General features: G+C 68.3%; 20 protein-coding genes. 14 read left to right on the plus strand and 6 right to left on the minus strand.

All coding sequences use genetic code 11. The features are described 5' to 3' along the window. Positions 1 to 39 precede the first annotated feature (39 nt). The 3 genes from SLINC_RS30150 to SLINC_RS30160 are packed head-to-tail and all read right to left on the minus strand — an operon-like array spanning position 40 to position 2,746. Positions 40 to 813, minus strand: coding sequence for an amino acid ABC transporter ATP-binding protein (locus tag SLINC_RS30150; RefSeq protein ID WP_107406699.1), 774 nt, complete (start codon positions 811 to 813; stop codon positions 40 to 42). After that, positions 810 to 1,748: an amino acid ABC transporter permease gene (locus tag SLINC_RS30155; RefSeq protein ID WP_067439449.1), complete on the minus strand. Its 939-nt coding sequence runs from the start codon at positions 1,746 to 1,748 to the stop codon at positions 810 to 812. The genes SLINC_RS30150 and SLINC_RS30155 overlap by 4 nt, the downstream gene beginning before the upstream one ends. A gap of 38 nt (positions 1,749 to 1,786) precedes the next feature. Continuing rightward, the gene (locus SLINC_RS30160) at positions 1,787 to 2,746 is read right to left on the minus strand and encodes an ABC transporter substrate-binding protein (protein ID WP_067445860.1); all 960 of its coding nucleotides are present in this window, start codon (positions 2,744 to 2,746) and stop codon (positions 1,787 to 1,789) included. A 652-nt stretch (positions 2,747 to 3,398) separates the two neighbouring features. Between SLINC_RS30160 and SLINC_RS30165 the strand changes: the two genes are divergently transcribed. The 4 genes from SLINC_RS30165 (at position 3,399) to SLINC_RS30180 (ending at position 7,096) form a co-directional block, all read left to right on the plus strand. Next, positions 3,399 to 4,622 (plus strand): NAD(P)-dependent malic enzyme, encoded by a 1,224-nt coding sequence (locus SLINC_RS30165; protein ID WP_067439452.1) that lies wholly within the window; start codon positions 3,399 to 3,401, stop codon positions 4,620 to 4,622. Between the two features lie 599 nt (positions 4,623 to 5,221). Further along, on the plus strand, positions 5,222 to 6,187 hold the full coding sequence (locus SLINC_RS30170; RefSeq protein WP_067445862.1) for a zinc-binding dehydrogenase: 966 nt from the start codon (positions 5,222 to 5,224) through the stop codon (positions 6,185 to 6,187). A gap of 136 nt (positions 6,188 to 6,323) precedes the next feature. Then, on the plus strand, positions 6,324 to 6,533 hold the full coding sequence (locus tag SLINC_RS30175) for a helix-turn-helix domain-containing protein (RefSeq protein WP_067439455.1): 210 nt from the start codon (positions 6,324 to 6,326) through the stop codon (positions 6,531 to 6,533). Continuing rightward, on the plus strand, positions 6,533 to 7,096 hold the full coding sequence (locus SLINC_RS30180) for a Clp protease N-terminal domain-containing protein (RefSeq protein WP_067439458.1): 564 nt from the start codon (positions 6,533 to 6,535) through the stop codon (positions 7,094 to 7,096). Before SLINC_RS30175 ends, SLINC_RS30180 begins: the two co-directional genes overlap by 1 nt. A gap of 5 nt (positions 7,097 to 7,101) precedes the next feature. Here the strand turns inward: SLINC_RS30180 and SLINC_RS30185 are convergent, their stop codons facing one another. After that, entirely contained in the window at positions 7,102 to 8,244 is a 1,143-nt protein-coding gene (locus SLINC_RS30185) for a PadR family transcriptional regulator (protein ID WP_067439461.1), read from the minus strand. A gap of 1 nt (position 8,245) precedes the next feature. After that, entirely contained in the window at positions 8,246 to 9,226 is a 981-nt protein-coding gene (locus SLINC_RS30190; protein WP_067439464.1) for a DUF4097 family beta strand repeat-containing protein, read from the minus strand. Between the two features lie 149 nt (positions 9,227 to 9,375). On the opposite strand from SLINC_RS30190, the gene SLINC_RS30195 reads away from it, so the two are divergent. Further along, positions 9,376 to 10,236, plus strand: coding sequence for a hypothetical protein (locus tag SLINC_RS30195; RefSeq protein ID WP_067439467.1), 861 nt, complete (start codon positions 9,376 to 9,378; stop codon positions 10,234 to 10,236). A gap of 112 nt (positions 10,237 to 10,348) precedes the next feature. Here SLINC_RS30195 and SLINC_RS30200 read toward each other — a convergent pair whose 3' ends face one another. After that, a complete protein-coding gene (locus SLINC_RS30200) occupies positions 10,349 to 10,528 on the minus strand; it encodes a DUF6104 family protein (RefSeq protein WP_023586593.1) in 180 nt (59 codons plus the stop codon). A gap of 211 nt (positions 10,529 to 10,739) precedes the next feature. Between SLINC_RS30200 and fxsA the strand changes: the two genes are divergently transcribed. The 9 genes from fxsA to fxsT (SLINC_RS30245) all read left to right on the plus strand — a co-directional run bounded on the left by fxsA (position 10,740) and on the right by fxsT (SLINC_RS30245) (position 25,108). After that, a complete protein-coding gene (gene fxsA / locus SLINC_RS30205) occupies positions 10,740 to 10,934 on the plus strand; it encodes an FxSxx-COOH cyclophane-containing RiPP peptide (RefSeq protein ID WP_067439469.1) in 195 nt (64 codons plus the stop codon). 143 nt (positions 10,935 to 11,077) lie between these two features. Beyond that, positions 11,078 to 12,313 (plus strand): FxsB family cyclophane-forming radical SAM/SPASM peptide maturase, encoded by a 1,236-nt coding sequence (locus tag SLINC_RS30210; RefSeq protein WP_067439472.1) that lies wholly within the window; start codon positions 11,078 to 11,080, stop codon positions 12,311 to 12,313. Further along, positions 12,310 to 13,803 (plus strand): aKG-HExxH-type peptide beta-hydroxylase, encoded by a 1,494-nt coding sequence (locus SLINC_RS30215; protein WP_159425371.1) that lies wholly within the window; start codon positions 12,310 to 12,312, stop codon positions 13,801 to 13,803. The genes SLINC_RS30210 and SLINC_RS30215 overlap by 4 nt, the downstream gene beginning before the upstream one ends. A 207-nt stretch (positions 13,804 to 14,010) precedes the next feature. Then, positions 14,011 to 17,022, plus strand: a complete 3,012-nt coding sequence (gene fxsT / locus SLINC_RS30220) for an FxSxx-COOH system tetratricopeptide repeat protein (RefSeq protein ID WP_067439475.1) — start codon at positions 14,011 to 14,013, stop codon at positions 17,020 to 17,022. A 104-nt stretch (positions 17,023 to 17,126) separates the two neighbouring features. Continuing rightward, positions 17,127 to 17,537 (plus strand): CU044_2847 family protein, encoded by a 411-nt coding sequence (locus SLINC_RS30225; protein ID WP_225988312.1) that lies wholly within the window; start codon positions 17,127 to 17,129, stop codon positions 17,535 to 17,537. Further along, complete coding sequence (locus tag SLINC_RS30230; protein WP_067439481.1) at positions 17,534 to 18,478, plus strand: AAA family ATPase; 945 nt, start codon at positions 17,534 to 17,536, stop codon at positions 18,476 to 18,478. The genes SLINC_RS30225 and SLINC_RS30230 overlap by 4 nt, the downstream gene beginning before the upstream one ends. A 36-nt stretch (positions 18,479 to 18,514) precedes the next feature. After that, a complete protein-coding gene (locus SLINC_RS30235; RefSeq protein ID WP_067445866.1) occupies positions 18,515 to 20,407 on the plus strand; it encodes a hypothetical protein in 1,893 nt (630 codons plus the stop codon). Next, positions 20,397 to 21,719: a CHAT domain-containing protein gene (locus tag SLINC_RS30240; RefSeq protein WP_225988311.1), complete on the plus strand. Its 1,323-nt coding sequence runs from the start codon at positions 20,397 to 20,399 to the stop codon at positions 21,717 to 21,719. Before SLINC_RS30235 ends, SLINC_RS30240 begins: the two co-directional genes overlap by 11 nt. Next, the gene (gene fxsT / locus SLINC_RS30245) at positions 21,713 to 25,108 is read left to right on the plus strand and encodes an FxSxx-COOH system tetratricopeptide repeat protein (RefSeq protein ID WP_067439484.1); all 3,396 of its coding nucleotides are present in this window, start codon (positions 21,713 to 21,715) and stop codon (positions 25,106 to 25,108) included. Before SLINC_RS30240 ends, fxsT (SLINC_RS30245) begins: the two co-directional genes overlap by 7 nt. Positions 25,109 to 25,159: the final 51 nt, after the last annotated feature.

Raw genomic sequence — 25,159 nt, forward strand, 5'->3', positions numbered from 1 at the left:
CGTGGTCCGGATCCCGTACGACGGATCCCGTACGCCGGGTCAGAGCACCTTGGACAAGAACGCCTGCGTCCGCTCGTGCTGCGGGTTCGTCAGGACCTCGCGCGGGTCGCCGGCCTCGACGACCACACCGCCGTCCATGAAGACCAGGCTGTCGCCCACCTCGCGGGCGAAGCCCATCTCGTGGGTGACGACGACCATCGTCATGCCGGACTCGGCGAGGTCGCGCATGACGTCGAGGACGTCACCGACCAGCTCCGGGTCCAGGGCCGAGGTCGGCTCGTCGAACAGCATCAGCTTCGGGTCCATGGCGAGGGCCCGGGCGATCGCCACGCGCTGCTGCTGGCCGCCGGAGAGCTGCGAAGGGTAGGTGGCGGCCTTGTCGGCCAGGCCCACGCGGTCCAGCAGCTCCCGGGCGCGCTCCCGGGCCTGGGTCCTGCCGACACCCTTGACCTGGACCGGCGCCTCCATGACGTTCTCCACGGCCGTCATGTGCGGGAACAGGTTGAAGCGCTGGAAGACCATGCCGATGTCCCGGCGCTTCAGCGCGACCTCACTGTCCTTCAGCTCGTACAGCTTGTCGCCCTTCTGGCGGTAGCCGACCAGCTCGCCGTCGACGTACAGCCGACCGGCGTTGATCTTCTCCAGGTGGTTGATGCAGCGCAGGAAGGTCGACTTGCCGGAGCCGGAGGGGCCGATGAGGCAGAACACCTCGCCGGTCCTCACCTCCAGGTCGATCCCCTTGAGAACCTCGACGGGGCCGAAGGACTTGTGGACGCCCTCGGACTTGACCATGGCGGGGGAGGGCTGCGTCATGCCGTGACTCCCTTGGGACGGCGCGTGGGAAGAACGGCGGCCCTGAGGCGCTGCATCGGCGTCGGCGGCAGCGTGCGGCTGGAGCCGCGCGCGTAGTACCGCTCGATGTAGTACTGCCCCACGCTCAGGATCGAGGTCATGATCAGGTACCAGGCGGCGGCGAGGAAGAACATCTCGACGATCGAGCCCGCGTTCTGGCCGATGTCCTGGGCCTGCTTGAAGAGGTCGGCGAACTGCACCGCCGAGACCAGCGAGGTGGTCTTCAGCATGTTGATGACCTCGTTGCCCGTCGGCGGCACGATCACGCGCATCGCCTGCGGGATGACGATCCGGCGCAGCGTCTTGGTGTGGCTCATGCCCAGGGCGTGCGAGGCCTCCGTCTGGCCCTCGTCGACCGAGAGCAGACCGGCACGGCAGATCTCCGCCATGTACGCGGCCTCGTTGAGGCCCAGGCCGAGCAGCGCCGTCAACAGCGGCGTCATGAAGGACGACCAGTAGTCCTTGTAGATCGGGCCCAGGTTGATGTACTCGAAGACCAGACCCAGGTTGAACCAGACGAAGAGCTGGACCAGGACCGGCGTACCGCGGAAGAACCAGATGTAGAACCACGCGATGGACGAGGTCACCGGGTTCTTCGACAGGCGCATCACCGCGAGCATGATGCCGCCGGCGATGCCGATCACCATCGACAGCACGGTGAGCAGCAGCGTGTTCCAGACACCCTTGAGAATGCGGCTGTCGAAGAAGTACTCGGGGATCGCACCCCAGTTGATCTTGCCTTGGGCGAAGGCGTAGACGACCGCGCCCAGCAGGGCGAGGGCGACGACCGCGGACACGTACCGCCCCGGGTGCCGGACCGGGATGGCCTTGATGGCCTCCGGTCCGGCGGGGGGCTTCGCGCCCGAACCGTCCGACTTGTGGACGTCAACAGTCACGTGTGGAGCCTTTCAGAGCCGAGTCGAACGGGGCCGGTTCAGGAACCGCCGTTGATCTTGGCCTCGGTGATCGCGCCGTCCGCGACACCCCACTTCTCGACGATCTTCTTGTACTCGCCGCTGTCGATGACCGCCTGGACGGCCGCCTGGAGCGCGTCACGCAGCTGGGTGTTGTCCTTGGCGACGGCGATGCCGTACGGGCCGGCCTCGACCTGGTCGCCGACGATCTCGAAGTACTTGCCGCCACCGGCGTTCTTCACGGAGTACGCGGCGATCGGGAAGTCCGCGGAGACGACGTTCGCGCCCTTGGAGCGCATCCGGGTCTCGGCCTCGGGGTTGGTCGCGAAGTCCTCGATCTTGAGGGTCCCCTTGCCGTCCTTCTTGCACTTCGCCGCCTGGTCCTTGGCGAGGTCGTGGGAGAAGGTGTTGCGCTGCACGGCCATGGTCTTCCCGCACAGGTCGTCCCAGGTCTTGATGCCCTGGTCGTCGCCCTTGTTCGTGTAGAGGGAGACACCCGCGGTGAAGTAGTCGACGAAGTCGACGCCCGCACCGACCTTCTTGCCGGTGTCGGAGTCCACGCCCTCCTGGCGGTCCTTCGTGTCCGTCATGGCCGACATGGCGATGTCGTAGCGCTTGGACGCCAGACCACCGATCAGGGTGTCGAACGTGGCGTTCTGGAACTCGAACTTCACCCCGAGCTGCTTGCCCATGGCGGCCGCAAGGTCCGGGTCGATACCGGCCGTCTTGCCGGAGCTGTCCTTGAACTCGACCGGCGCGTACGCGATGTCGGAGCCGACCTTGATGACGCCCTTGTCGCGGACCGCCTGCGGCAGCTTGTCGGCCAGCGGGGCCGAGTTCGTGGACGCGCCGCCCGAGTCCTTGTCCTTGGTCTGGTCACCGCAGCCGGTGAGCAGCAGGGCGCCTGCGACCGCGATCGCACCGACCGCTGCCAGGCGGTTGTGCGTGGCGGTCGAACGACGGGTGGAGCTTGCGGTCATGGTGGGTTCCTCCGGCGGATGGGTGGAGTTGCCGATGGGGCGGACGGCCACCGATGGGTTCGGCGGTCGCCTTGGCTTCTGGGTCGACGAGAGCACACGTCTTCGAGTGTCGCGACCTCGTGTGATGACGGCATCCTGCCATTCGGACGGAGGCGTTCGAGGTGCCGACCATGTCAAAATCGGATAACGGGTGACCCCCGAACCGCATCAGGTCGGTACATCCCGACCGCACCATCTGCGGGAATCTGTGCTTCCGGCCGGAAGATCTTCGGCATATTCCGGGAAGCGGGCGAGGGGGCGGGGTGCCGTCCGCCGGGTCGAGCGCCTCTGGCGCGGTCGTCAAGGAGTTCTTGAGGACCTTGTCCGGATATTTCGTCATGATTCATGTCACCGGCTTGGAGCCCTCCGGGCCCCGGTGTGTGACCTTGCACGTATTGCACTCGTCGGCGGGGAATCGGACTCGTCCTCGGTGGCGTCCGTCCGGTAAGAAGGTTCTTTACACCCCTCATCCGGGGCTCAGGGCGCGTGTGCGGCGCGCCCGTCGCGTACCGGTCCGTACGCATCACACGGCCAGGGCTGTACGCGGTGCCCGCCCACTTCTCAACCAGGAGTGGCCACCCTCAAACCATGAAGACCTAAGGGGTAGAACAAAGTGGCAGCGGAGATCGTCAATCCTCGCAGCGACAGTGATACGGGCCAGGACGGCGGGGCGGAGCCCCTCGATTCCTTCGACCCGGCGTTTGCGCTGCACCGCGGGGGCAAGATGGCCGTGCAGGCCACCGTGCCCGTCCGCGACAAGGACGACCTGTCCCTCGCGTACACGCCCGGCGTGGCGAAGGTGTGCAGCGCCATCGCCGAGAACCCGGAACTCGTCCACGACTACACGTGGAAGTCGTCGGTCGTGGCCGTCGTGACGGACGGTACGGCTGTGCTGGGGCTCGGTGACATCGGGCCCGAGGCCTCCCTCCCTGTGATGGAGGGGAAGGCGATTCTGTTCAAGCAGTTCGGTGGGGTCGACGCCGTGCCGATCGCGCTCGACTGCACCGACGTCGACGAGATCGTCGAGACCGTGGTGCGGCTCGCGCCGTCGTTCGGCGGCGTCAACCTGGAGGACATCTCGGCGCCTCGGTGCTTCGAGATCGAGCGTCGGTTGCAGGAGCGGCTGGACATCCCGATCTTCCACGACGACCAGCACGGGACGGCTGTCGTGACGCTGGCCGCCCTGCGGAACGCTGCGCGGCTGAGCGGGCGGTCCATCGGGGATCTGCGGGTCGTGATCTCCGGGGCCGGGGCCGCCGGTGTCGCCATCGCGAAGATGCTCGTGGAAGCGGGGATCGGGGACGTCGCCGTCGCCGACCGCAAGGGTGTCGTGTCGGGCGACCGGGACGATCTGACGTCCGTCAAGCGGGAGCTGGCCGGGTTCACGAACAAGGCCGGTCTCAGTGGGTCGCTGGAGGCCGCGCTGGAAGGCGCCGACGTCTTCATCGGGGTGTCCGGCGGTACGGTGCCGGAGCCTGCTGTCGCGTCCATGGCGGAGGGGGCCTTCGTGTTCGCGATGGCCAACCCGAATCCGGAGGTGCATCCGGATGTGGCGCACAAGTACGCGGCCGTCGTCGCCACCGGGCGGTCGGACTTCCCGAACCAGATCAACAACGTGCTGGCGTTCCCGGGGATCTTCGCGGGGGCCCTTCAGGTGCGGGCCTCTCGGATCACCGAGGGCATGAAGCTCGCGGCCGCGGAGGCGCTGGCGTCTGTCGTGGGCGACGACCTCGCCGCCGATTACGTCATCCCGTCGCCGTTCGACGAGCGCGTGGCTCCTGCCGTGACCGCGGCCGTGGCCGCGGCGGCTCGGGCCGAGGGCGTGGCTCGCCGCTGACGTTCGTGGTGGCCCCGTCCTTGGTGGGCGGGGCCATTTCTTTACCTTTGGGTGCGGCTGTTTGGGTGGCGGGGTGTCGGATGCCTCGCGGCGCGGTGTGCGGGTTCGGTGGGGGCGTGTGTAGCGCCTTGTGTCCGGTGGGTGGGTCGGGGCCGGGTCGGGGGGTCTCCGTCCTCGGTCCGGCGGTGCTGTCGGGCCAAGAGGTACTCCGTGTCGGACGCCGGCCGCTGCGGGCGGACACCCCCCGCCCCGTCCCCTTACCGCCGTGGGCGGCCAGGGCGCCCACCGCCCGGAGGGTGCCTCATGCCCGACGGCGACTTCCGCTTTTCAGGGGCGCGGGGAACTGCGCGACCAGCCACGACGGACCCGCAGCCGCCATACGACCGAACAAGGCACCCCAGACGGCGAAACCCGCACGCCAGACCCAGGGCAACCACACCCACCCAAGGGGCGCGGGGAACTGCGCGACCAGCCCCCACCTACCCGCAGACGCCATACGACCTCACACCGCACCCTCTGGGCGGAGCCCCTGGCAAGAGGGCGTGTGTCACAGGGGCGCCTGGTTCCGTGAGGAAGAGGCGACGCCTATCGTCGTCCGCATGTTCGCTGCCTACGCCGCTCGAATCGATCGTGACCAGCCGCTCTCCGGCCTGGAGTTGGGGGAGAGGCCGGCTCCCGGGCCCCGTGAGGGATGGAGTGTGGTCGATGTCAGGGCCGCCTCGCTGAATCATCACGATCTCTGGTCGCTACGAGGGGTGGGGCTGTCCGAGGACAAGCTGCCGATGATCCTTGGGTGTGATGCGGCCGGGGTGGACGAGGACGGCAACGAGGTCGTTCTGCACTCGGTGATCGGGCAGAGCGGGCACGGGGTCGGGCCGAAGGAGCCGCGGTCCATTCTCACCGAGCGCTACCAGGGGACGTTCGCCGAGCAGGTGGCCGTGCCGACGTGGAACGTGCTGCCGAAGCCCAAGGAGTTGTCGTTCGCGGAGGCCGCGTGCCTGCCGACCGCTTGGCTGACGGCGTACCGGATGCTCTTCACCAACGCGGGAGTGCGGCCCGGTGACTCCGTGCTGGTGCAGGGTGCGGGAGGCGGGGTCGCCACCGCGGCCATCGTGCTGGGGAAGGCCGCGGGGCTGCGCGTGTTCGCGACGAGCCGGGACGAGGCGAAGCGGAAGCGGGCCGTGGAGTTGGGGACCGTGGAGGCGCTGGAGTCCGGGGCCCGGCTGCCGCAGCGGGTGGACGCGGTGATCGAGACCGTGGGGGCGGCCACGTGGTCGCACTCGGTCAAGTCGCTGAAGCCGGGCGGCACGCTCGTCATCTCGGGTGCCACGAGCGGGGATCGGCCCTCGCATGCCGAGCTGACCCGGATCTTCTTCCTGGAGCTCAAGGTCGTGGGGTCGACCATGGGGACCAAGGACGAGCTGGAGGATCTGTTGTCCTTCTGTGCCGCTACTGGCGTGCGGCCCGTCATCGATGAGGTGCTGCCGTTGGATCGGGCGCGGGAGGGCTTTGAACGGCTGGCGTCCGGTGAGCAGTTCGGCAAGATCGTGCTCACCAGCGGGTGAGTGTGCTTCCTCTTTTGTTTTGGTCTGCGGCCGGTCCTGGATGGGGCCGGCCGTTTGTGTTCGGCGGTTGGTGGGTGGTGGTCGGTCGCTGTCAATCGTGGTTGACATGTGGGGGGTGTCAACGTAGGTTGACATCATGACCGAAGCAACGGATCTCGCCGAGCGGGCGGGTGATCGCGATCCTCGGATCGGGCTGCGGGCCGTCGCCGCGCTGCGCAGGCTGCTGGAGCAGTTGGAGGCGGTGCAGGTGCGCAGTGCGCGCAATCAGGGGTGGTCGTGGCAGGAGATCGCCGCGGAACTCGGTGTGAGCAGGCAGGCCGTGCACAAGAAGTACGGGAGGCATTGATGTTCGAGCGGTTCACGAAGGACGCCCGGGACGTGGTGCGCGGGGCGGTCGAGCACGCGGAGGGGGCCGGCGAGCGGACGGTGAGTGCGGAGCATGTGCTGCTTGCGCTGCTCGACCGGGAGGGCAGTCGCGCCTCGTTCGCGCTGGCCGCGCTCGGGCTTGTGGAGCGGAGGGACGCGGTCCGGGACGCGCTCGGGCTGGCGCGGCGGCGGGCCGGGCTGTCCCAGGCCGAGGCCGACGCGCTGGCGGGGCTGGGGATCGACGTCTCGGAGATCGTCGCCCGGGTGGAGGAAGTGCACGGTGTCGGGGCGATGTCCGGCGACAGGAAGGACAGGGGGTGGTGGTCGGGGCGCCGTTCCTTCGGGCGGGATGCCAAGGATGTGCTGGAGAGGGCGTTGCGCATCGCCCTGTCCCGGCGTGACCGTCACGTCGGTGACGAGCACATCCTGCTGGCCCTGGCCGCCCGGCCCGGCGTCCCCGCCGAGGTGCTCGCCGACCATGGTGTGACCTACGAGTCGGTGGTGCGGGTGTTGTACGGGGAGGGGCAGGCCAAGGCCGGCTGAGGGGCTCAGGGCTTCGGGGCGCGCAGCAGCGCTCCGATGTGTGCCGCCGCCGTCGAGAGGTGGCGGCGGGTGTCGCGGAGTTGGTCGGCTGTGACGCCGTGGTCCCGGGACGCGTCGCGGATGTCGTCGCGGAAGCGGTCGAGGAGGCGGTCCAGGTCGCGGGCGGGGTCGCCGGTGGAGTCCTCGTGGGCCCATGCCGGTTCGTACTCGGCTGGGAAGTCCTCCGGTGTCTGCGAGTACTCCGGGCTCTGCGAGTACTTCGGGGTGTGCGAGTACTTCGGTGAGTGCTTCGGGGGCTGCTCTCCGGTGGGGGTGGCTGCCCCGGTCTCAGTCGTTTCTGCGGGTGTGGTGGTGCCTCGGCCGAAGCCGAAGTCCTTGCCGAACTCCTTGCCGTAGTCCTTTCCGAACTCGCCGAACTCCTTGGCCAGTTCGGTCAGGCCCTCTCGGACGCCCGTGGGCCAGTCGCCCCGGGCGAAGTGGTCCTGTACCTGTTCCTGGACGCGGCGGGCGATGCGCTGGACCTCTTCCTGGGCCTGCTCCCTGGCGCGGTCCTGGGCCTCCTTGGCCTGGCGGCGGGCTCGCTGGGCCTCCTCGCGGGCCCGGCGGCTCTCGTCCTTGGCGCGCCTGGCCTGCTCCTTCCACTCCTGCTTGACACGGCGCATCTCCTCCTTGGCGACACGCCAGGCTTCCTTGTCGGTGTGGTCCGTGAAGTCGCCGAACGGGCCGCCCGGTTCGCCGGAGGGCTTGGCGCCGGTGCCCCGGCGAGCCTCGGAGGCCGCCGCACGCATCTCGCGTCGCAGGTCACCCGCCGCGCCGCGCACATCCGCCCGGATCTCCGCGGCTAGCTCCGCGACCGACTCCCTGATCTCCAGCTCCAGGTCGGCCAGTTCGCCGCTGCGGTCGGCCAGTTCGGCGCGGCCGGCGTCCGTGATGGCGTACACCTTGCGGCCGCCCTCGGTGGTGTGGGTGACCAGGCCCTCGGCCTCCAGCTTGGACAGGCGGGGGTAGACCGTGCCCGCGGAGGGGGCGTAGAGCCCCTGGAAGCGTTCCTCCAGGAGGCGGATCACCTCGTAGCCGTGGCGCGGGGCCTCGTCCAGCAGCTTCAGCAGGTAGAGGCGGAGGCGGCCGTGGGCGAAGACGGGGGGCATGTCAGAGCACCTTCTTGTCGGTCGTGCCGTCGGCCGGGGCATCGGTGGCGCCCTCGCCCCGGCCGGAAACGGAATTGTCCCCCGAGGTGTTCCGCACGCCGTCCGCCGGGTCGTCGGCGACCGGCACGGTGTCCTGCGCCGGCGGTGGCGCAGCGTCCCACGGCTCTTCCTCGTCCTCCCGGGGCGGGCGGCCCAGGAGGGCGATGGAGCCCGAGATGGTGGTCGCGCGCAGCTTGCCGGTGCCCGCGCCGAGTCGGCCGGTGACCTTGTGGGCACCCCACTGGCCATGGACCCGCAGGCCGTCGAAGGCGTTGGAGATGGTGCCGCTCGCGGTGTTCGCCTCGACCTCGGCGTCGGCGGGCTGAGGAAGCCGGATGGCGATCTCGCCCGAGACGCTGGTCAGCCTGATGTCCGTGGGTCCCTCCGGATCCAGGTCGACGATCATGGAGCCGCTGACCGAGTCGGCCCGCACCGAGGGGCCCGAGCCCTCGACGACCGTCAGGTCCCCGGAGACGGAGTTGAAGCGGAGGTCGCCGGTGACGGCCTGGGCCTCCAGATTCCCGGAGACCGTGTCGGCGCGCACCGGGCCGGAGAGCCCCACGAGGGTGGTGTCGCCGGTGACGCCCTTGACGACCGACTGCCCGCGCAGGCCGGAGACGACGGCGCCCGCGTCGACCACACCCACCTCGACGCGCGTCTCGGCCGGTACGGCGAGGGAGACGACCGCGCTCCGGCGCCAGCCCTTGCGGTCGAGCCACTTGAGGAAGCCCTTCCAGGGCAGGTCCTCGTACGCCACGGTGAGCGTGCCGCCCTCCTGGGTCACCACCAGGGGTGGGCCCTCGATCTCGGAGACCTCCAGGCGTGCGGAACCTTCGTCCGTGCCCACCACGTTCACCGTTCCACTGACGATGCGTACGTGAAGGGTCGTGACGGGATCGTCGAACGTGAGCTTCGTGGGCTCCGTGACGGACCACTCGGACATGGTGCAGACCTCCCCGTCGCAACGCGCCATATCGCGTCTTCGTGTAATTCACGATATATCGCGGACACGGAAAGTCAAGACACTCTTTCTGGGGACGTCCGGGTCCTCAAAAGTGCTCAAACAGGGGCGAATCGCCCTAATGTGTGATCATGCCCCCGGAAGCCTCCCGTCCTGGTCCCGCCCCCGGCGCCCTGCTGCTCTGCCGGTCGGAGCCGGACTCCGTCGCCTCCGTCGCCCAGCTGCTGCGCGAACGCATGCTGCTCACGCCGGCGGGCGAGGGGTGGAGCGTGCTGGTGCCCGAGGGCAAGCCGTGGCTGCACGGCGAGGAGCCCGTCGACCGCGTGCTCACCGGCTGGGCCACCGCTCTCGCCGTCGGTGCCCCGTGGCCCGTCCTGGCCCTGTGGTGGGACGCCGACCGGGCCGGCTACACCCTCGTCTCCGGCTTCCGCCGCCCCGTCGGCTACGTCTGGCTCGCCAACGGCACCCCGGCCGGCGAGGACGAGGCCATGCGCACCTTCGCCACCCGCCTCGGCCTCGACCTCCAGTCCCGGGACGAACTGGACCGACTGGACGGACTGGACCGACTGGACCGACTGACGAAGCCGGACCCGGGCGCCGACGCCCGCGCCCGCCTGCGCGGCCTGCTCGCCGTCCTCACGCGCGTGGGGGTCGCCCTCCCGGCCGGCCTCGCCCCCGGCGAGCCCGCCGACCGCCTCCGCGAGGTCGCCCGCGTCCAGCCGGACGCCCGCCCGATCGAGCCTGTGGCCCGGCGCGCCATGGCTCGCGCTGAACCGGACGCCGTCGAGGGCAGCCCCGCCACCACCCCCTGGCTCCCCCGGACGGGCGGCCCCGGATTCCGTGCCCTGGCCCTCGCCCAGGTCGCCGTCGGCCTCCCCCTCGCCGCCTGGGGCGTACGACGGCACAGCGGCGGCTGGATCACGGCAGGGGCGCTCCTCGTGGCCCACGGCGCGCTGGGACTGGCGTACGGCCTGGCCGTCCCGCGCGACTGACGGGGACGGGCGCGCGGGGTGCGTCGTACGAGGGACGCGCGCGTGAAGGACGTACACGAAGAGCGGGACACCCGAAGGCGCCCCGCTCGACAACCACTCTCCGGGAGAGGGCCTACTCCTCGTCCTCGTCGTCCAGCCGCGCCAGCCACGTCGCCAGCCGCTCCACCGGCACCTCGAAGTCCGGGTTCAGATCGACGAAGGTCCGCAGCTGCTCGGCGAGCCACTCGAAGGTGACCTCCTCCTCGCCGCGCCGCTTCTCCAGCTCTTCGATGCCACGGTCGGTGAAGTACATGGACGGTGCTCCAGAAGTTTCGAACGAAGGTCGGAGGAAGGAATGGTCCTGGGACAAGGATAGAAGCGCCTGACGCGGCCGGACGCGCGAGTCGGCGCTGTCCTGAGGAGACGTGCGCAGGCGGGCCGCTCACTGGGTATGTCCTACGAGATGGTGGCGCACCCGGCACGGGAACGGGGGTGCGTGGGGGATACGGGGAGGGAGACGGTGGATGGGCGAATTGGATGATCTGCCCGACAGCGAGCAGCCGCCTTCCGGTCCCGCCGAACTTCCCGATCTCCTGGCACTGAACCTCGCGGACCTGCGGACCATTCAACACCCGGTTCTCGCCGAGGTGCTGGAGGAGCTGAGGGACCGGGCGGTCGAGCCGACCGAAATGCTGTGGGGTTTCAACAACTCGTTCTGATGCCTTCTCCCGTCGGGGATGGATGGTTCCGGCCGTTCCGTCAGTCGAACAGGACACCTTCCGACGCGCGCGTTTGTGGCGCGGAGAGTGCAGGGAAGGGCGCCTTGGACGGCCGTGCACAGGGGGGTGCTCAGGTGTCCGACATGGTGATCGCTGGATCGACGCCAGTGCCGAGCCCTACCCCCCTTCGCCAGTTCATCGTAAAAATGTACGGAATATGTAACCTTTCGTGTCGGTATTGCTACTTATATGCCGGTCCGGATCGCACCTGGCAGGATCGTCCCGCGGCCGCGTCGCCGGTAACCCTGGAGCGCACTGCCGGTCGTATCGCCGAACACGCGGCGACACACCGCCTGCGATCGGCCTCGCTGGTCATGCATGGCGGGGAGCCCCTGCTCGCCGGAGCGCACACGCTCGCTCGGTTCGCGGCTGACGTACGGCGCGTAGTTCCCGGTTCGTGTGTCGTGCACCCGATCGTCCAGACCAATGCCACCTTGCTGACCGAGCGCCGCATCGCCGTCCTCGCTCGTCAGGGCATACGCGTGGGCATCAGCCTCGATGGCGGACGCGCCGACCACAACGCACAGCGGGTCGATCACGCAGGGCGTCCGTCATGGCCCGCCGCAGTGCGCGGCGCGAGGCTGTTGGCCGACCGGTTTCCGGAGTCGTACGCCGGCATCCTCACGGTCGTGGATCCGACGACCGATCCCGTCGAGCTGTACGAGTCGCTCCTGGAGCTGCGCCCACCCGCCCTGGATCTGCTGCTGCCCCACGGGAACTGGTCCGCCCCGCCGCCGCATGTGGCTGCGACGCTCACGGACAGGGGAAGGGCCCTCTACGGCGACTGGCTCTGCGCGGTCTTCGACCGGTGGTGGCGAGGATCGCGGCAAGAGACCGGAGCGCGGAAAGAGACCAGAGTGCGGTTGTTCGAGGAGTGCATCGCGCTGCTGCTGGGGCTGCCCGCGGGCACGGAGTCGCTCGGGCTCGCGCCCTTTGACGCGGTCGTCGTCGAGACGGACGGTTCCATCGAGCAGGTGGATTCCCTCAAGTCCGTTGCGGCCGGCGCTTCTCGGACCGGCTTTGATGTCTTTCAGCACAGCTTCGACGACGCGTTGCGCCACCCCGGCGTCGCCGCACGGCAGGCCGGAGCCGCCGCTCTGGGGGCGCGGTGCCGGGCATGTCCGCTGGTGTCGGTGTGCGGCGGCGGTCACTACGCCCACCGCTACCGGGCCGGGCACGGCTTCGCCAATCCCTCGGTCTACTGCGCCGACCTACAGAGGTTCATCCGGCACGTCGCCGCGAGGCTTGTCGAGGCTGCGGACGCATCGGGAGCCGCCGTGCCGGTCGGAACTCGCCTCACCCGAGGAGACTCCCGGTGATATCGGCGGTCCTTCCCGAGGCTTCGTTGCGTGAACTGGGGCGTACGGCAGGCAGTCCCGACACGCTCGCCCTGCTTGTCCGCGATCAGCACACGCGTCGGCTGCTTCTGCTGCGAGCCGTGCTGGATACCGTCGAGGCTGCCGATACGCGTGTCTGTCCGGAGCCTGTGCGTGCCCGTCTTCGGGAGGACTGGGCCTTGCTGGAGGCCGCGGACCGGGCGGGAGAGAGAGCCGGTGCGGGGGCGTGGCCGGGGGCGGGCATCCGGGCCTCGGCTGCTCTGGATCGGCTGCTCTACCCGCTGGTCGGGCCGTGGGCTCGGAACTGCCTGCGTTTGTTGGGGGGCGGGGTGGTGGGGGGCGACGGCGTGGTTGAAGAGGGGACGAGGCGAGTGTGGCTGCTTGAACGTGACCTCGCTCATTTCAGTGCGCTCGCGGTGGCGGCGGCTGTCCGGGCGCGGGTGCCGTTCGCGGTGCGGCTCGTGGCGCGTGACGGGGTTCTGGTCATTCCCTCGCTGGGGGTGCTGCGGACGGCCGATGCGGGGGAGGTGCCGGTCGATGTCGCCCTTCGGGGGGAGCGGATGACGTTTCGGCAGCAGGGCGCGGCAGCGGCAGACGCCTCGGTCCGCCTGAACGCGGATGGCACGTCCGCGCGGTCCGATACGCCAGCGTGGACCCCGGCGAAGGTCTTGCCTGGCCTGGTGCCCGGCGCTGAGGCCGTTCCGCTCGACGATGCCGATCCCTACCGTGTCGCCGGCCCTCAGGCCCGTCAGCAGGACCCGAGCGGTCCCGCGAACGTCGATGGAGCGGGGTGGGCCGGGTGGCTGCGCTCCTGGACGGGTACTGCGGCACTGCTGCGGCTCGGGGGTGAGCATCGGGTGGCGGAGGCCGTGGCTGTTCTGCGGTGTGTGGTGCCGTTGGCCACGCCCGACGTCTTGACCGCACAGACGCGCAGTACCGGGAGTTGCAGTGGGACCCGGAGGGAGGCCTTCGGCGCCGTTCTCAGCAGTCTTCCGCCCAATCCGGTCGCCTTCGCCGCGACTTTGGTGCACGAGATACAGCACGCCAAACTGGCGGCATTGAGCGAGATGGTGGTGTTGCATCACGCGGGGCCGGAGGAACGGTTCTTCGCTCCTTGGCGTCCCGGGCCGAGAAGGCCGTACGAAGCTCTCCTGCATGGGGTGTACAGCCACCTCGCACTTTCGGACTTCTTCCAGCGATGCGCTCTCGCCACTGCCATGTCGCCCCTCCAGCGGGAGTTCGCATGGGACAGGCACGCGCGCCACCGGGAGCAGGTGAGAGCGGTGCTCCCGGCGATCACCGAAGTGGATCACTTGACGCCCACGGGGCGCCTTCTGGTCGACATGCTCACCGAAGAGGGTGTGCGCATGGACGCGGACCCACCACCTGCGAAGGCCCGGGAGAACGCCCGGACGTACGTAGATCGGCTGCATCGGCAGTGGAGGCTGAAAAATGCTGCGCCAAGTGGGTGATGGGGGGTGCCCTCACGTTTCTTTGATCGTTCCCGCGCGCATGCAAGATCACGAACAATGACGCGGGTGGACGGACGGGAGGGCTGTGGAGGCGCGGGCAGGAGCACCGCGCAACTCCACGGGTGCTGAAAGCGCCCTGTTCCGGCACTCTGCCCGCCTCTACACTCACGCACGGGCACCGAGTGCCTCGACGGGGGAGGTCGATGCATGTCTGGCATCCGCACGTCAGTTGCGCCGCCTGACGGGCGTGCGACCAGAGAGACTGTCACGATCAGTTTCGCCGGGTTCAACAGGGCTTGGGCGGCTTGGATCGGGGACCGATTGGAGCGGCGCGGTCGCCGTGTCGTGTACGCGCGGTGGGACGCTCCGCCGGAAGTTCCGCTCATCGATCTCCTGGAGTCCCTGAAGCTTGCTCAGGGGCGGATTCTGATCGTCGTCAGCGAGTGGTATTTCCAGCTGGGGCCGCGTACGCACGAGGAGTGGAACAACGCGCTCCGGCAGGTGGTGGCACCCGACCCGGAGAAGTTCGCGGCAGTGTCCGTCACTACGGCTCCGGTGCCGACGGCCACCGCTGTCCTTGCTGCCTTCGACCTGATCAATGTGGGGGCTGAGGAGGCCGAGCGGCGTCTGCTGGACCGGCTCGACATGCTTGGTGAACCTGTGCTGGAGCCGGTTGGTGGCGTGCGGCGCGGACCACGTTTTCCGGCGGCCATGCCGGAGGTCTGGGGCCGGGTCCCTCGGCGCAACACTCGGTTCACGGGCCGTGAATCGCTGTTGAACGACGCTTATCACCTGTTGCAGAGCGCCGAACCGGGAGCCGGAGTCCTGACCCTCCATGGGATGCCAGGAGTGGGGAAGACCCAGCTCGGGGCGGAGTATGTGTATCGCTTCGGGTCGGAATACGACGTCGTGTGGTGGGTCAATTCGGAGACGCCGGCCACGTATCGGCGTCGTCTCGCCGAGCTTGCGCCGAGGCTCGGTTTATCGACAGGGGCCGATTACGGCGAGCGGCTGCGTGCGGTCGCTGACGCGCTGCGTCGAGGTGAGCCTTATGCCCGGTGGTTGCTGATCCTGGACGGTGCGGATGAACCGGGGCAGATCTCGAACCTTGTTCCTACCGGACCGGGGAACGTCCTGATCACCTCGCGGAATCCGGATTGGCGGCAGTACAACAGTCAGTTGATGGAGGTGCCGGTCTACTTGCGCGATGAGTCTGTGGCCTTCATTCGTCGGAGGGCTCCGCGATTGACGGATTTGGACGCCGGTCAACTGGCCGAGGCGTTGGAGGATCTGCCGCTGCTTCTGGACCAGACGGCCGGCTGGCTGGACGACTCCGAATTGTCGGTGCCGGACTACATCGCAATGCTGGAGGGTGGCATCGACCGAAGCATGGTGAGGGTTTCAGAGGACTCTCCTACGGCGTTCCAGCAGGCCTGGTCGATCCTTTTGAGGAAGCTGAGGCAGACCGTTCCGGAGTCGGTCGACTTGTTGAGGTTGTGTACGTTCTTTGCGCCTGGCTTTGTTCCTGTTGGGCTGCTGAGGAAGTTGCCGACGGAGGAACTGCCCGAGCGGCTTGCTGGATTGCTTGGTGATCCCTCCCTGTGGATCAGGGCGATAAATCAGTTGCGCCAGTATTCGGTGGTGCGCCTGGAGTCGCATGAGACGGTCACTGATGAGGATGCCTCGACTGGGCAATCTTTCTATTTGCATCGCATGGTGCATCAGATCGTTCATCAGGGCATGTCGGATGAGGACAGCCGGGTTTTTGTTGATGTCGTACGGCGGGCGCTGGTGGCTGCTGATCCCCGGAGTCCCCAGGACACTCGGTCGTGGGACAAGTACGCGGAGATCGTGCCGCACCTCAAGTATGCGGATGTACTCCAGAGTGAGGATCGTTCAGTTCAGCGACTGGTTCTCAATTGCCTTTCCTACATGTGCCAGTCGGGCGAGTATGCGGCAGGACTCAAACTCGGTGGACTTGCTATGAAGGCCTGGCGGGCCCTACTGAGTGATGGGCATCCAAATTTCTGGGAATTGGCTCATCACTACGCCAACCTTCTGCGGGCAGTGGGTGACTACCGGCGTGCGGAGGAGGTAGGGCGTTCGGTTGTCGAATCCCTGCGGAGGCATGGTAGGGATCAAGGCCTGGAGGTAATGCGCGCAACCAATGGTCTGGCGGCTGACCTGCGTGGTCTTGCTCGCTATAAGGAAGCTCTGGAGCTCTCCGAGTGGCTCGTCCCGGCATGGCACGACCTTCTTGGTGAATCGGATCGCGTGACCCTGCGTGCGCAGAACAACCTGGCGGTTTCGTTGAGGCTTCTGGGGCGCTATGAAGAAGCCTTGGCGGTGGATCGGGAAACTCTGCGACTGCGTACGGAGGGTTTCTCAGCGAGAGATTCAGATACTCTGTATTCGGCAACCTTCTATGCCCTTGATTTGCGTCTTCTGGGGCGCTATGGCGCAGCCGAGTCCATCCAGAGGGATGCCCTGAGTGAGTTGCGCAGAGTCCTTGGACCTGACCGGACCTTGACGTTGTTCGGAGAATATAACTTGGCGTTGTGCCTCTACCGCGGTGGTGGCCGGAGTCAAGCTGGCCCGTTGCTTGCCCGGGTGTTAGAACGTGGGGAGCGCGTACACGGGGAAACACACCCGTGGACGTTGATCTTTGCCGCAGCTCTCGCCTGCTTCACTCGCGAGCACGGCGATATCGACCAGGCACGGGCGGTCAGCGAGTCCGTGCTTGCGCGTTATGAGTCGGCGCACTCGGAAGGGCATCCGTATGTCGCCGGAAGCCAGTCCAACCATTCCTTGATCCTCTGCAATGTCGGAGAGCGGGACCAGGCACGCACAACGGCCGAACGAGCCCTCACTGACATGACTGCAACAGTCGGAGAGGGTCATCCCTGGACCCTCGGCTGTGCCATCAACGCATCCTTCATCCGAAACCTCTCCGGTGACCCCGAAGCCGCCGCAGACCTCAGCAAGAGCACCATCGCCGGAGCCACCGAGACACTGGGGCGCACCCACCCTCTGACCCTCTCCGCTCGCATCGCTCTCGCAGCCGATCTCCGAGACCTGCGGGGTCGAAAGCAGGCCGAAAAAATCGAACAGGAAGCGTTGGCGGACCTGTCCGAGACTCTTGGTCCTCAGCATGTCCACACGGTCGCTGCCCGTTCCCGTAAGCGCCCCTACTGGGACTTCGAGCCTTTGACTGTGTGAAAGGCGCGGTGTCGGTTCCCGGTGCGCATGATCTCTCGCGCGCCGGGGAATGACCCAGTTCTCTCAACTGCCGCACGCTATACGAGAGTTAGTCAGGGGGACGTGTGGTGATTTTGGTGGGACCCGTTCCGGAGGGGGCCGACGGGCCCATTCCGGTCGTAGTCGAAGCAGATCTGGTCGGAGAGTCGCTCGACGACCTGGATGCCATCTACGGCGACGAGAAGACCAGAGACGGCGGCTCCGCCCGGCGAGTCGTCCAGGTCGCTCAAGACGCCTATACCGAGGGCCTTGACCTGGCTCGGCGCTGTGCGGCCCAAGCCGTGCGGCGGTTCGGGGAGATGGCGGAGGAACTGCGGCCGGACGAGATCGAGATGCAGTTGGCCATCAAGGTCGACGCCGGCGTGGTGGCGTTGGTCAGGAGCGGAGCAGAGGCTCAGCTCCAGGTCACCTTCAGGTGGCGGACCGCGGGTGCCTCCGGGGCGTTATCGGGCAGCGGAGGGGGAAACGACTCGTGAGTCGTGCGGCGGAAGGCGTGCACATCCTGCCCTACAGCCGGGTCGTGGGGCAGGACGATCTCAAGCTGGCACTGGAACTCAACTACGTGTCGCCCCCCATCGGGGGTGTGCTCATGGCGGGAGCGCGGGGCACCGCCAAATCCACTCTCGTACGGGCTTTCGCCCTCATGGTGCATGAGGAACTGCCCGTCACGCTTCCCATCAACGCCACCGACGACCGGGTGGTCGGTGGCTGGGAACTCGACGCTCTGATGCGGGGCGAACCCCGGCCGCAACCGGGGCTGTTGGAGGAGGCCGCGGAGAAGGGGCTGCTCTACATCGACGAGGTGAACCTCCTTGACGACCACCTGGTCAACATCATCCTCGACGTCGTCTCGACAGGGGTGCTGTCGGTGCAGCGGGAGGGGCTGGCCACCGCCAAGCATTTGTCCTTCGGGCTGGTGGGGACGATGAATCCTGAAGAAGGCGGTCTTCGGCCGCAGTTGCTGGACCGGTTCGGGCTCATGGTCGCCGCGAGTCAGCTGGACACGGACGCCCGTCATCGGACGATCCGGACCGTGCTCGACTTCGAGGGGGAGCTGACACGGAAGGAGTCCGTCTGGCTGGAGCAGGCGGCGCGGGACGACAACGCGCGGCGGGACCAGCTGGAGCAGGCCAGAGACCGGGTGTCCGGCACGCCGATCCCCGAAGACGTGGTGCGGCTGTGCGCCCGGGCCGCCGAGCGCGTCGCGGCCGTCGGTCAGCGTGGCGAGATCGTGGCGACGCTGGCGGCTCGCGCGTTGGCCGCGTTGGAGGGCGCGGACGAGGTGGTGCCCGGCCACCTGCTGCGGGTTCTGCCCATGGCCTTTCGGCATCGTCGGCCGGAGACTGCCCATGGGGGAACGTTCGAATGGGGGCCCGAGGACGAGTCCCGCGTTGAGGACCTCTTCGAGCCGGCCTGAGCCGCCATGTCCACCGAGCCGCCCCATGGGGCCGACATGCCTGCCGAGAATGTGCCGTCGACGGAAGTCGAGGAGCCCGACGAACTCGCTGTGAGGCTGTGCCGTGCCCTCGTCTGTGCCGCCGTCGACCCAGCGCTGTCCGGAGTGCTGCTCTTCGACCTGGAACCGCAGTTGCTCGACCCGGTGGCGCGTCTCTTCGCGCGGATACTGACCGGCGATCCTCACTCTCCCGGGCCGCCGGTCATGCTGAGTGCCGCCAGCCGGGACGAGGACCTGTGGACACGCCCCGTGCTCCAACGGGAGGACGGCGGCATCTCGTTCCGCATGGAGCCAGGCCCGCTGATCGAGACGGACGGGCGGTCCGGGCCGCCCTCGCTGGTCGTCGTGCCGGACCTGACCAGGCTCAGCGTCGCCGGGATGCGGGCCGCGGTCCAACTGCTGGGCGCCGACGTGACCGTGGTGGAGTACGGGGGGCTGAGCCATCGCGCTCGACCGCGGGCTCGTTGGCTGGCCGCCTGCCGATCCGCCGACGCGGGACGTCCCACGGGTCATCTACTCGACAGGTTCGCCCTTCGTCTGCCTACCTGCGGTCTCCGGCTGCCAACGGCCGATCACCTGCTCGGGATGCTTCCACCGTCCTGGCTGGACATCGCACGCGACGCCCAGGAGGCGTTGGTGCCGACCGCTGCCGTCAGCGACGAAGCCCTGGACCGCGTACACGAGTTGCTCGGGCCGGAGAGCAATATGCGCAGGGAGCTCTCCCTTGCACGACTCGCCCGTGCCCTGGCCACGCTCGATGGTGAGGGGACGGCCACCAGTGAGCACTGTGCGGCGGCGGCCCGGCTGATGGGGCTTGCCGTTGCGGAGGGGGCCGGGCGTGCGGAACCGACCGGCGGTGCCTCGGGCTCCGCGTCGCGGTCGCCCCACCCGAGCAACCGTCCGTCGGAAGGCATGGGAGAACGGCGGCATACAGGACAGGACATTCCCGGTGCCGCTGAAACCGGGCAGCCGCTGCTGGAGACCGAGCCGGCCGAAGGGGTCGGAGCGGGGCGTGGCGGCGTTCAGACCGTTCTCGCCACTCCGTATCCGGAGGACGAGGCCGAGGCGTTGCGGGACTTCGCTCCGTTGCGCAGCCCTTGGCAGCGTACGGCCGGGTCGGCCTCCCTGCGCGGGGTGGTGATCGGGACGCGGCGGGCCACGGACCTGAGCGACATCGCCCATGTGCGTACCGTGCGGGAGGCCGCCGTGCACCAGCGCATCCGGCGGACAGAGCAGTTCACGGTCTCGCCCGTCGACCTGCACAGCCATGTCCGTGCCAGTTCCCCGGAACACATGCTCGTACTGCTTCTCGACCACACCTGTCGGGGCGGTGACTGGGACTGGCAGGACACGCTCACGCCGTTCTTGGAATGGGCGTACACCAGACGCGCCGCAGTCCACATCATCGAGGTGGGGAGTGCGGAGACCGGCAATGAACTGCGTGCCGAGTCCTTCGCGGCACGCAGTGTCCTCGATCCCAGGATCCTGCCCGCGCTGTACCGGCCGGTGGGGCGGGCGAGCCCGCTCGCGGACGGTGTGGAGCAGGCGGTCCAGGCACTGCGTAGGTCCTTCCGGCAGCACGGCAACAGCCTCACCGAGGCATGGCTGGTCGTGGTGACGGACGGCAGGGGCAATGTGCCACTGAGGGCTAGCCGCACAGGGAGGTTGAGGAGTCCGGTGGGGACCGAGGGCGTGGAGGACACCCTGAAGGCCGCCGCGGGTGTCAGCGCCATGGACCGGACGCGGCTGCGGGTCGCCGTGATCGACGCGGGGCGGGAGCCGTACGGGAGCTTGCCGTTCTCGCTCGCGGAGGCGCTGGGCGGCGTGGTGCTGGAAGGGCCGTCGGCGCGCGTCCGGACGCGCGGGGGAGGCGGTGCCGGTGAGCGGTGAGCCGCCGCGTGCCGCCCGCTGGCTCACGGGCACCGGCACCGCGATACGGCGGGCCGCGTTCCCCGCGTTGCAGTCGGCCGCCAGGCGAGAATCCGCCGCCGTACTCCACTTACGCCGCCCGTCCGGGCCGCCCTCGGGAACGGGCAGCGGTCCAGGGCGGCCGTACGAGCGCCTGGAGGACGGTTGTGCCGTGCTGCGGGTGGTCCGGGCCGTGGGCGCGGGCGGGTACGACGGGTACCAGCTCCAGGGAGCCTGTGGCGACCTCACGGTCACCTGCCGGACCGGACCGACCCGGCTCATGGCGCCCGCCGTCAGTCTGGGCATGCTCCAGGAGAAGGGCGAGTTCCCGTCCGAGACCCTGCGAGCGATCCAGCACTGGTCGGCGAACCAGGGCGAACTCGCCGAGTGGATCAACCGAATACGCCAACGGCACGGCGAAGGACTGCGCCTCATCGTGTGGGACGACACCGGATTCGAGCTGCCCTGGGAACTGTTCTGGGTGCCCGCCGACGAACAGCACGGATTGGGCGGCGGGTTGCTGGGCGCCCTGCTCGTCATGGCTCGCTGGACCACCGTCCATGGTGAGGACGAGGGGTTGCCGCGCGAGACCGGCCCCTGCCGCGGCCGGGTCCTCGCCTACCTTCACGAGGACATGACCGATGACGGCAGCGTCTTCTCGCCGTACGACCACGCGGTGCACGACACGATGACACCGTTCCTCCAGGCGCTGGACCTTCCCATGCCCGACGATCGCACCGGGCTCGTCTACATGGGGTGTCATGGCACATACGGCGAGGTCGTCATGCGACTGACGCTCGGAGACCGGACGTGGGCAGAGTTCAACACCCGGGACATGCACGTGCTGCGCGAGGACCGCTCGCTGGTCTGCCTCAACGCCTGTCACTCGGGCCGCTTCGTGCCCAACCACGTCCAGGGCGAGGAGGCGCTGCGCGGATTCGCCGAACTCTTCCTGCGCAAAGGCGCGGGTGGCTGCATCGTCACAGCCGGCAAGGTCGGGGACCAGGAGGCGCGGGCGTTGGTGCGCCGCCTCCTCAAGGAGGTCGCGGCCCGCCCCGACCTCCCCATCACCGAGACACTGCGGGACTTCCGTGCGCGCGCGGTCCACGACTTCGGCACACTGGCGGCCATCCCCACGACGCGCAACGATGACGGACAGGTCGACAAAGTCGGACAGAAAAGGGTCCTGCGGCTGCTTTACGCGTTCATGTTCCACTACTACGGGCATCCGCGCACCACTCTGCGGCTCGTCGCCGGCGAGGAGCACAGTGCCGGGGGAGGGGACCCATGGTGAACCTCGACGAGCACCCGCTCCTCATCGAACCGGTCGTGGCCTGGCCACGGGTCGCCGAGACGGAATGCGACTACCTCGTCACCGTCGATCTGCGCGGCCCGCTCCCGGAGGGCTCGGACCCCGAACGGGTGTGGCCCTACCCGGAGGAGGAGTTCACCTTCACCGTCGCCCTCGACGGTTCCCCGTACTTCGTGTGTACCGTCCTCGACGAGCCCAGTGTCGTCCTGCACCGCTTCGGCGGCACCTACGGCCCCGCCCATTTCAAGGTCTCCACGGGGCGGGCCACCGGCCACGGCGCCCTGTGGCTCACGGTCAGCAACCAGTGGGGCGTGCCCGTCCGTAAGGCCGAACTGCGGTCTGAGGTAAGGGAACGCGAGCCGGGGCAGGCACCGGCGGCCCGACTGGCCGAGGTGATGCGACAACGAGCCTCGTCGGTACGGCCGTCGGAGCGGACGGGTGACATCCCGTGGAGTCAGGAGCCGACGACAGGGACGCGAGTCACTGACATCCGGTCTACGACAACACCCGGCGTAGACAAGCCATCAAGTCCGACGCAACGGCGACCGCGCCTCGGCCGGCAGACGATCACCATCAGCTTCACCCCCTTCGACCAGGACTGGGCCGACTGGATCGGCCACCGCCTGGAACAACGTGGGCACCGGGTCGTGCTCCAGAGGTGGGACCCACCGCCGGGCGCTTCTTTGGAGGAGTCGCTGCGCGACCTGCTCCTCGCCCCGGGCCCGGTTCTGTTGCTCCTCAGTGACCAGTACCTCCTGTCCGGCGCGCACACCGAAGGGGAGTGGGACGCGGCCTTGCGCGAGGTACTGATTCCTGAAGCCGAGCGAGTCGCTGTGGTGATGGTGGCTCCTTCGCAGCAGTCGACATACGGCCTTGACATCAGCAGCCTGTACGACGTCAGCGCCGATGAGGCCGAACGCCGACTCCTGGGCCGACTCGCGTTGTCCGCCGAACCCGAACCGCGCGCCACCACCGGCGCCGTCGACGAGCCGCCCTTCCCGGTGCACACGCTTCGGGTGTGGGGCAGGATCCCGGAACGCAACGAGCGGTTCACCGGCCGGGTCGCCTTGCTGAACACGGCGTACGAGCGACTTCAACGCGAGAGCAGGGTCACTCTGTGCGGCCTGTCGGGCGTCGGCAAAACGCAGCTGGCCGCCGAATACGCCTATCGTTTCGCGTACGGATACCACGTCGTCTGGTGGATCAATGCGGGCAGCCGCGCCGCCTTCCGGCAGGGCCTCGCCGACCTGGCGCCGGCGCTGGGACTGTCGACCGGTACCGGCCACGGTGAGCGATTCCGCGCGGTCCGCGAGGCGCTGCGCAGAGGGGAGCCGTATGAGCGCTGGTTGCTGATCCTGGACGGTGCGGACGATCCGGATCAGGTCCGGGACCTCGTACCGAACGGACCGGGCCATGTGCTCATCACGTCCTGCAACCAGGACTGGGGCGATCACAACAGCGCGCTGGTCCAGGTAGCCGCCTACGATCGTGCCGAGTCGGTGGACTTCATCCGCCGGCGTGCACCACGGCTGACCGATGATGACGCCTGCCAACTCGCGGAGGCTCTGGCGGACCTGCCGCTGGTTCTCGACCAGACGGCCGGGTGGCTGGACGAGTCGGGCATGTCCGTGGCGGAGTATCTGGAACTCCTTGCCAGGGACTCCGTCACGGACGACCTCGTGGTGTCCTCCGATTTCCCCATGACGTTCCGGGCGGCCTGGGCGGTACTGCTGGAGAGGCTGCGGGCGGGTTGTCCGGACTCCGTGCTGCTGCTGCGGTTGTGCACGTTCTTCGCACCTGACGCCGTGCCTCTGCGGTTGCTGCGGGAGACGCCGGTCGACGGTCTGCCGCCTGCCGTGGCCCAGTTGCTCACGGATCCCGGGCGGTGGAGCGAAGCTGTACAGCAACTGCGCACGTACTCGGTGGTCCGCATTGAGAATCCGGCGCAGGGCTCCTCAGGTGACGTCCTGGCCATGCACCGGATGGTGCACCAGACCGTCCGGGACGACATGTCTGAAGAGGAGAAGTGGGAACTCGCTGATGTGGCCTGGCGAGCACTGGTGGCTGCCGATCCCGGTAACCCGAACGAGGCCGGAACGTGGTCGCGTTACGCCGAGTTGGTCCCGCACCTGGAGTACACGGACGTGCTGTTCCGCGATGCCGAGGCAGCCCAGCAACTGGTCTTCAACTGCCTGCGGTACCTCTACGTTTCGGGCGAGTACGAGACGGGCATCCGGCTGGCCGAGCAGACCATGTCCGTCTGGCAGCAACTTCGGGACGGGAACGCGGACCTGCTCTGGGATCTTGGGCATCACTACGCCAACCTGCTGCGCGTCGTGGGCGACTACCGGAACAGCGAGGCTGTGAGCCGAGCGGCGGTGGAGCAGTTCCGCTCGGTGGGCGGGGTGGGAGACAGCCGGTACCTGCGCGCTGCCAGCGGTCTCGCCGCTGATCTGCGAGCGTTGGGTCGTTTCGAGGAGGCGCTCGATCTGTCGCGGGAGGTCCATGAGAGCTATCGAGTGCTTCGTGGTGAACTACATGAGGACACCTTGGCGGCCGTGAACAACGTGGCTGTTTCACTCAGGCTGCTCGGCCGCTATGGCGAAGCTGCCGAGATCAACCAGCGTGTGTTCCAGGCCCGCGAGCGGGTGTTGGGGGCCGACCACTTCTGGACCCTGCTTTCAGAGGTCCACTGGGCGACCGATCTACGGCTCATGGGCCGCTACGAGGAAGCCCAACATCGGCAGAGGGCCAACGTGGGCAAGTACCGGGAGGCATTGGGGGACAACCACCCCTATTCCTTCCAAGCGCTCTACAACCTGGCGCAATGCGAGTACCGGACCGGCGACACCGTGAGTGCCGGAGAGCGGTTCGCCACGGTACTGGCCAGGTGCGAAAGGCTTCTCGGCAAGGACGACCCTCTTACCCTCATGTTCGCGGTCGCGCGCTGCTGTTACGCACGTGAGCACGGCGATGTCGATCACGCCCGTCGGCTGAGTGAGGCCGTCGTGGACAGGTACGAGCGCCGACTCGGCTCCGCACACCCGTACTCGGCGGGAGCGCGGGCCAACCACGCCCTCATCCTCCGCACCGTCGGCGAGCACAGGCAGGCGCGCGCATTGGGGGAACGGGCACTCGCCGACATGACACAGGCCGTGGGGGCGGCTCACCCCTGGACGCTCGGCTGTGCCGTGAACGTCGTCGCCAGCAGCCCTGACCGTGCTGTCGTAGCCGAACTCGGCCGGGAGACCGTAGCGCGGGCCACTGAGTGCCTCGGTGGCGATCATCGCCTCACCCGCGTCGCGCGGGCCGCGCTCGACGAGGACAACGGCCGCCGCATCTACTGGGACTTCGAACCGCAGACCACCTGACACGACACGACGGAAGGGCCCGCCCCCGGAATCCCGGGAACGGGCCCTTCC

The sequence above is a fragment of the Streptomyces lincolnensis genome (assembly GCF_001685355.1).
GTDB lineage: Bacteria > Actinomycetota > Actinomycetes > Streptomycetales > Streptomycetaceae > Streptomyces > Streptomyces lincolnensis.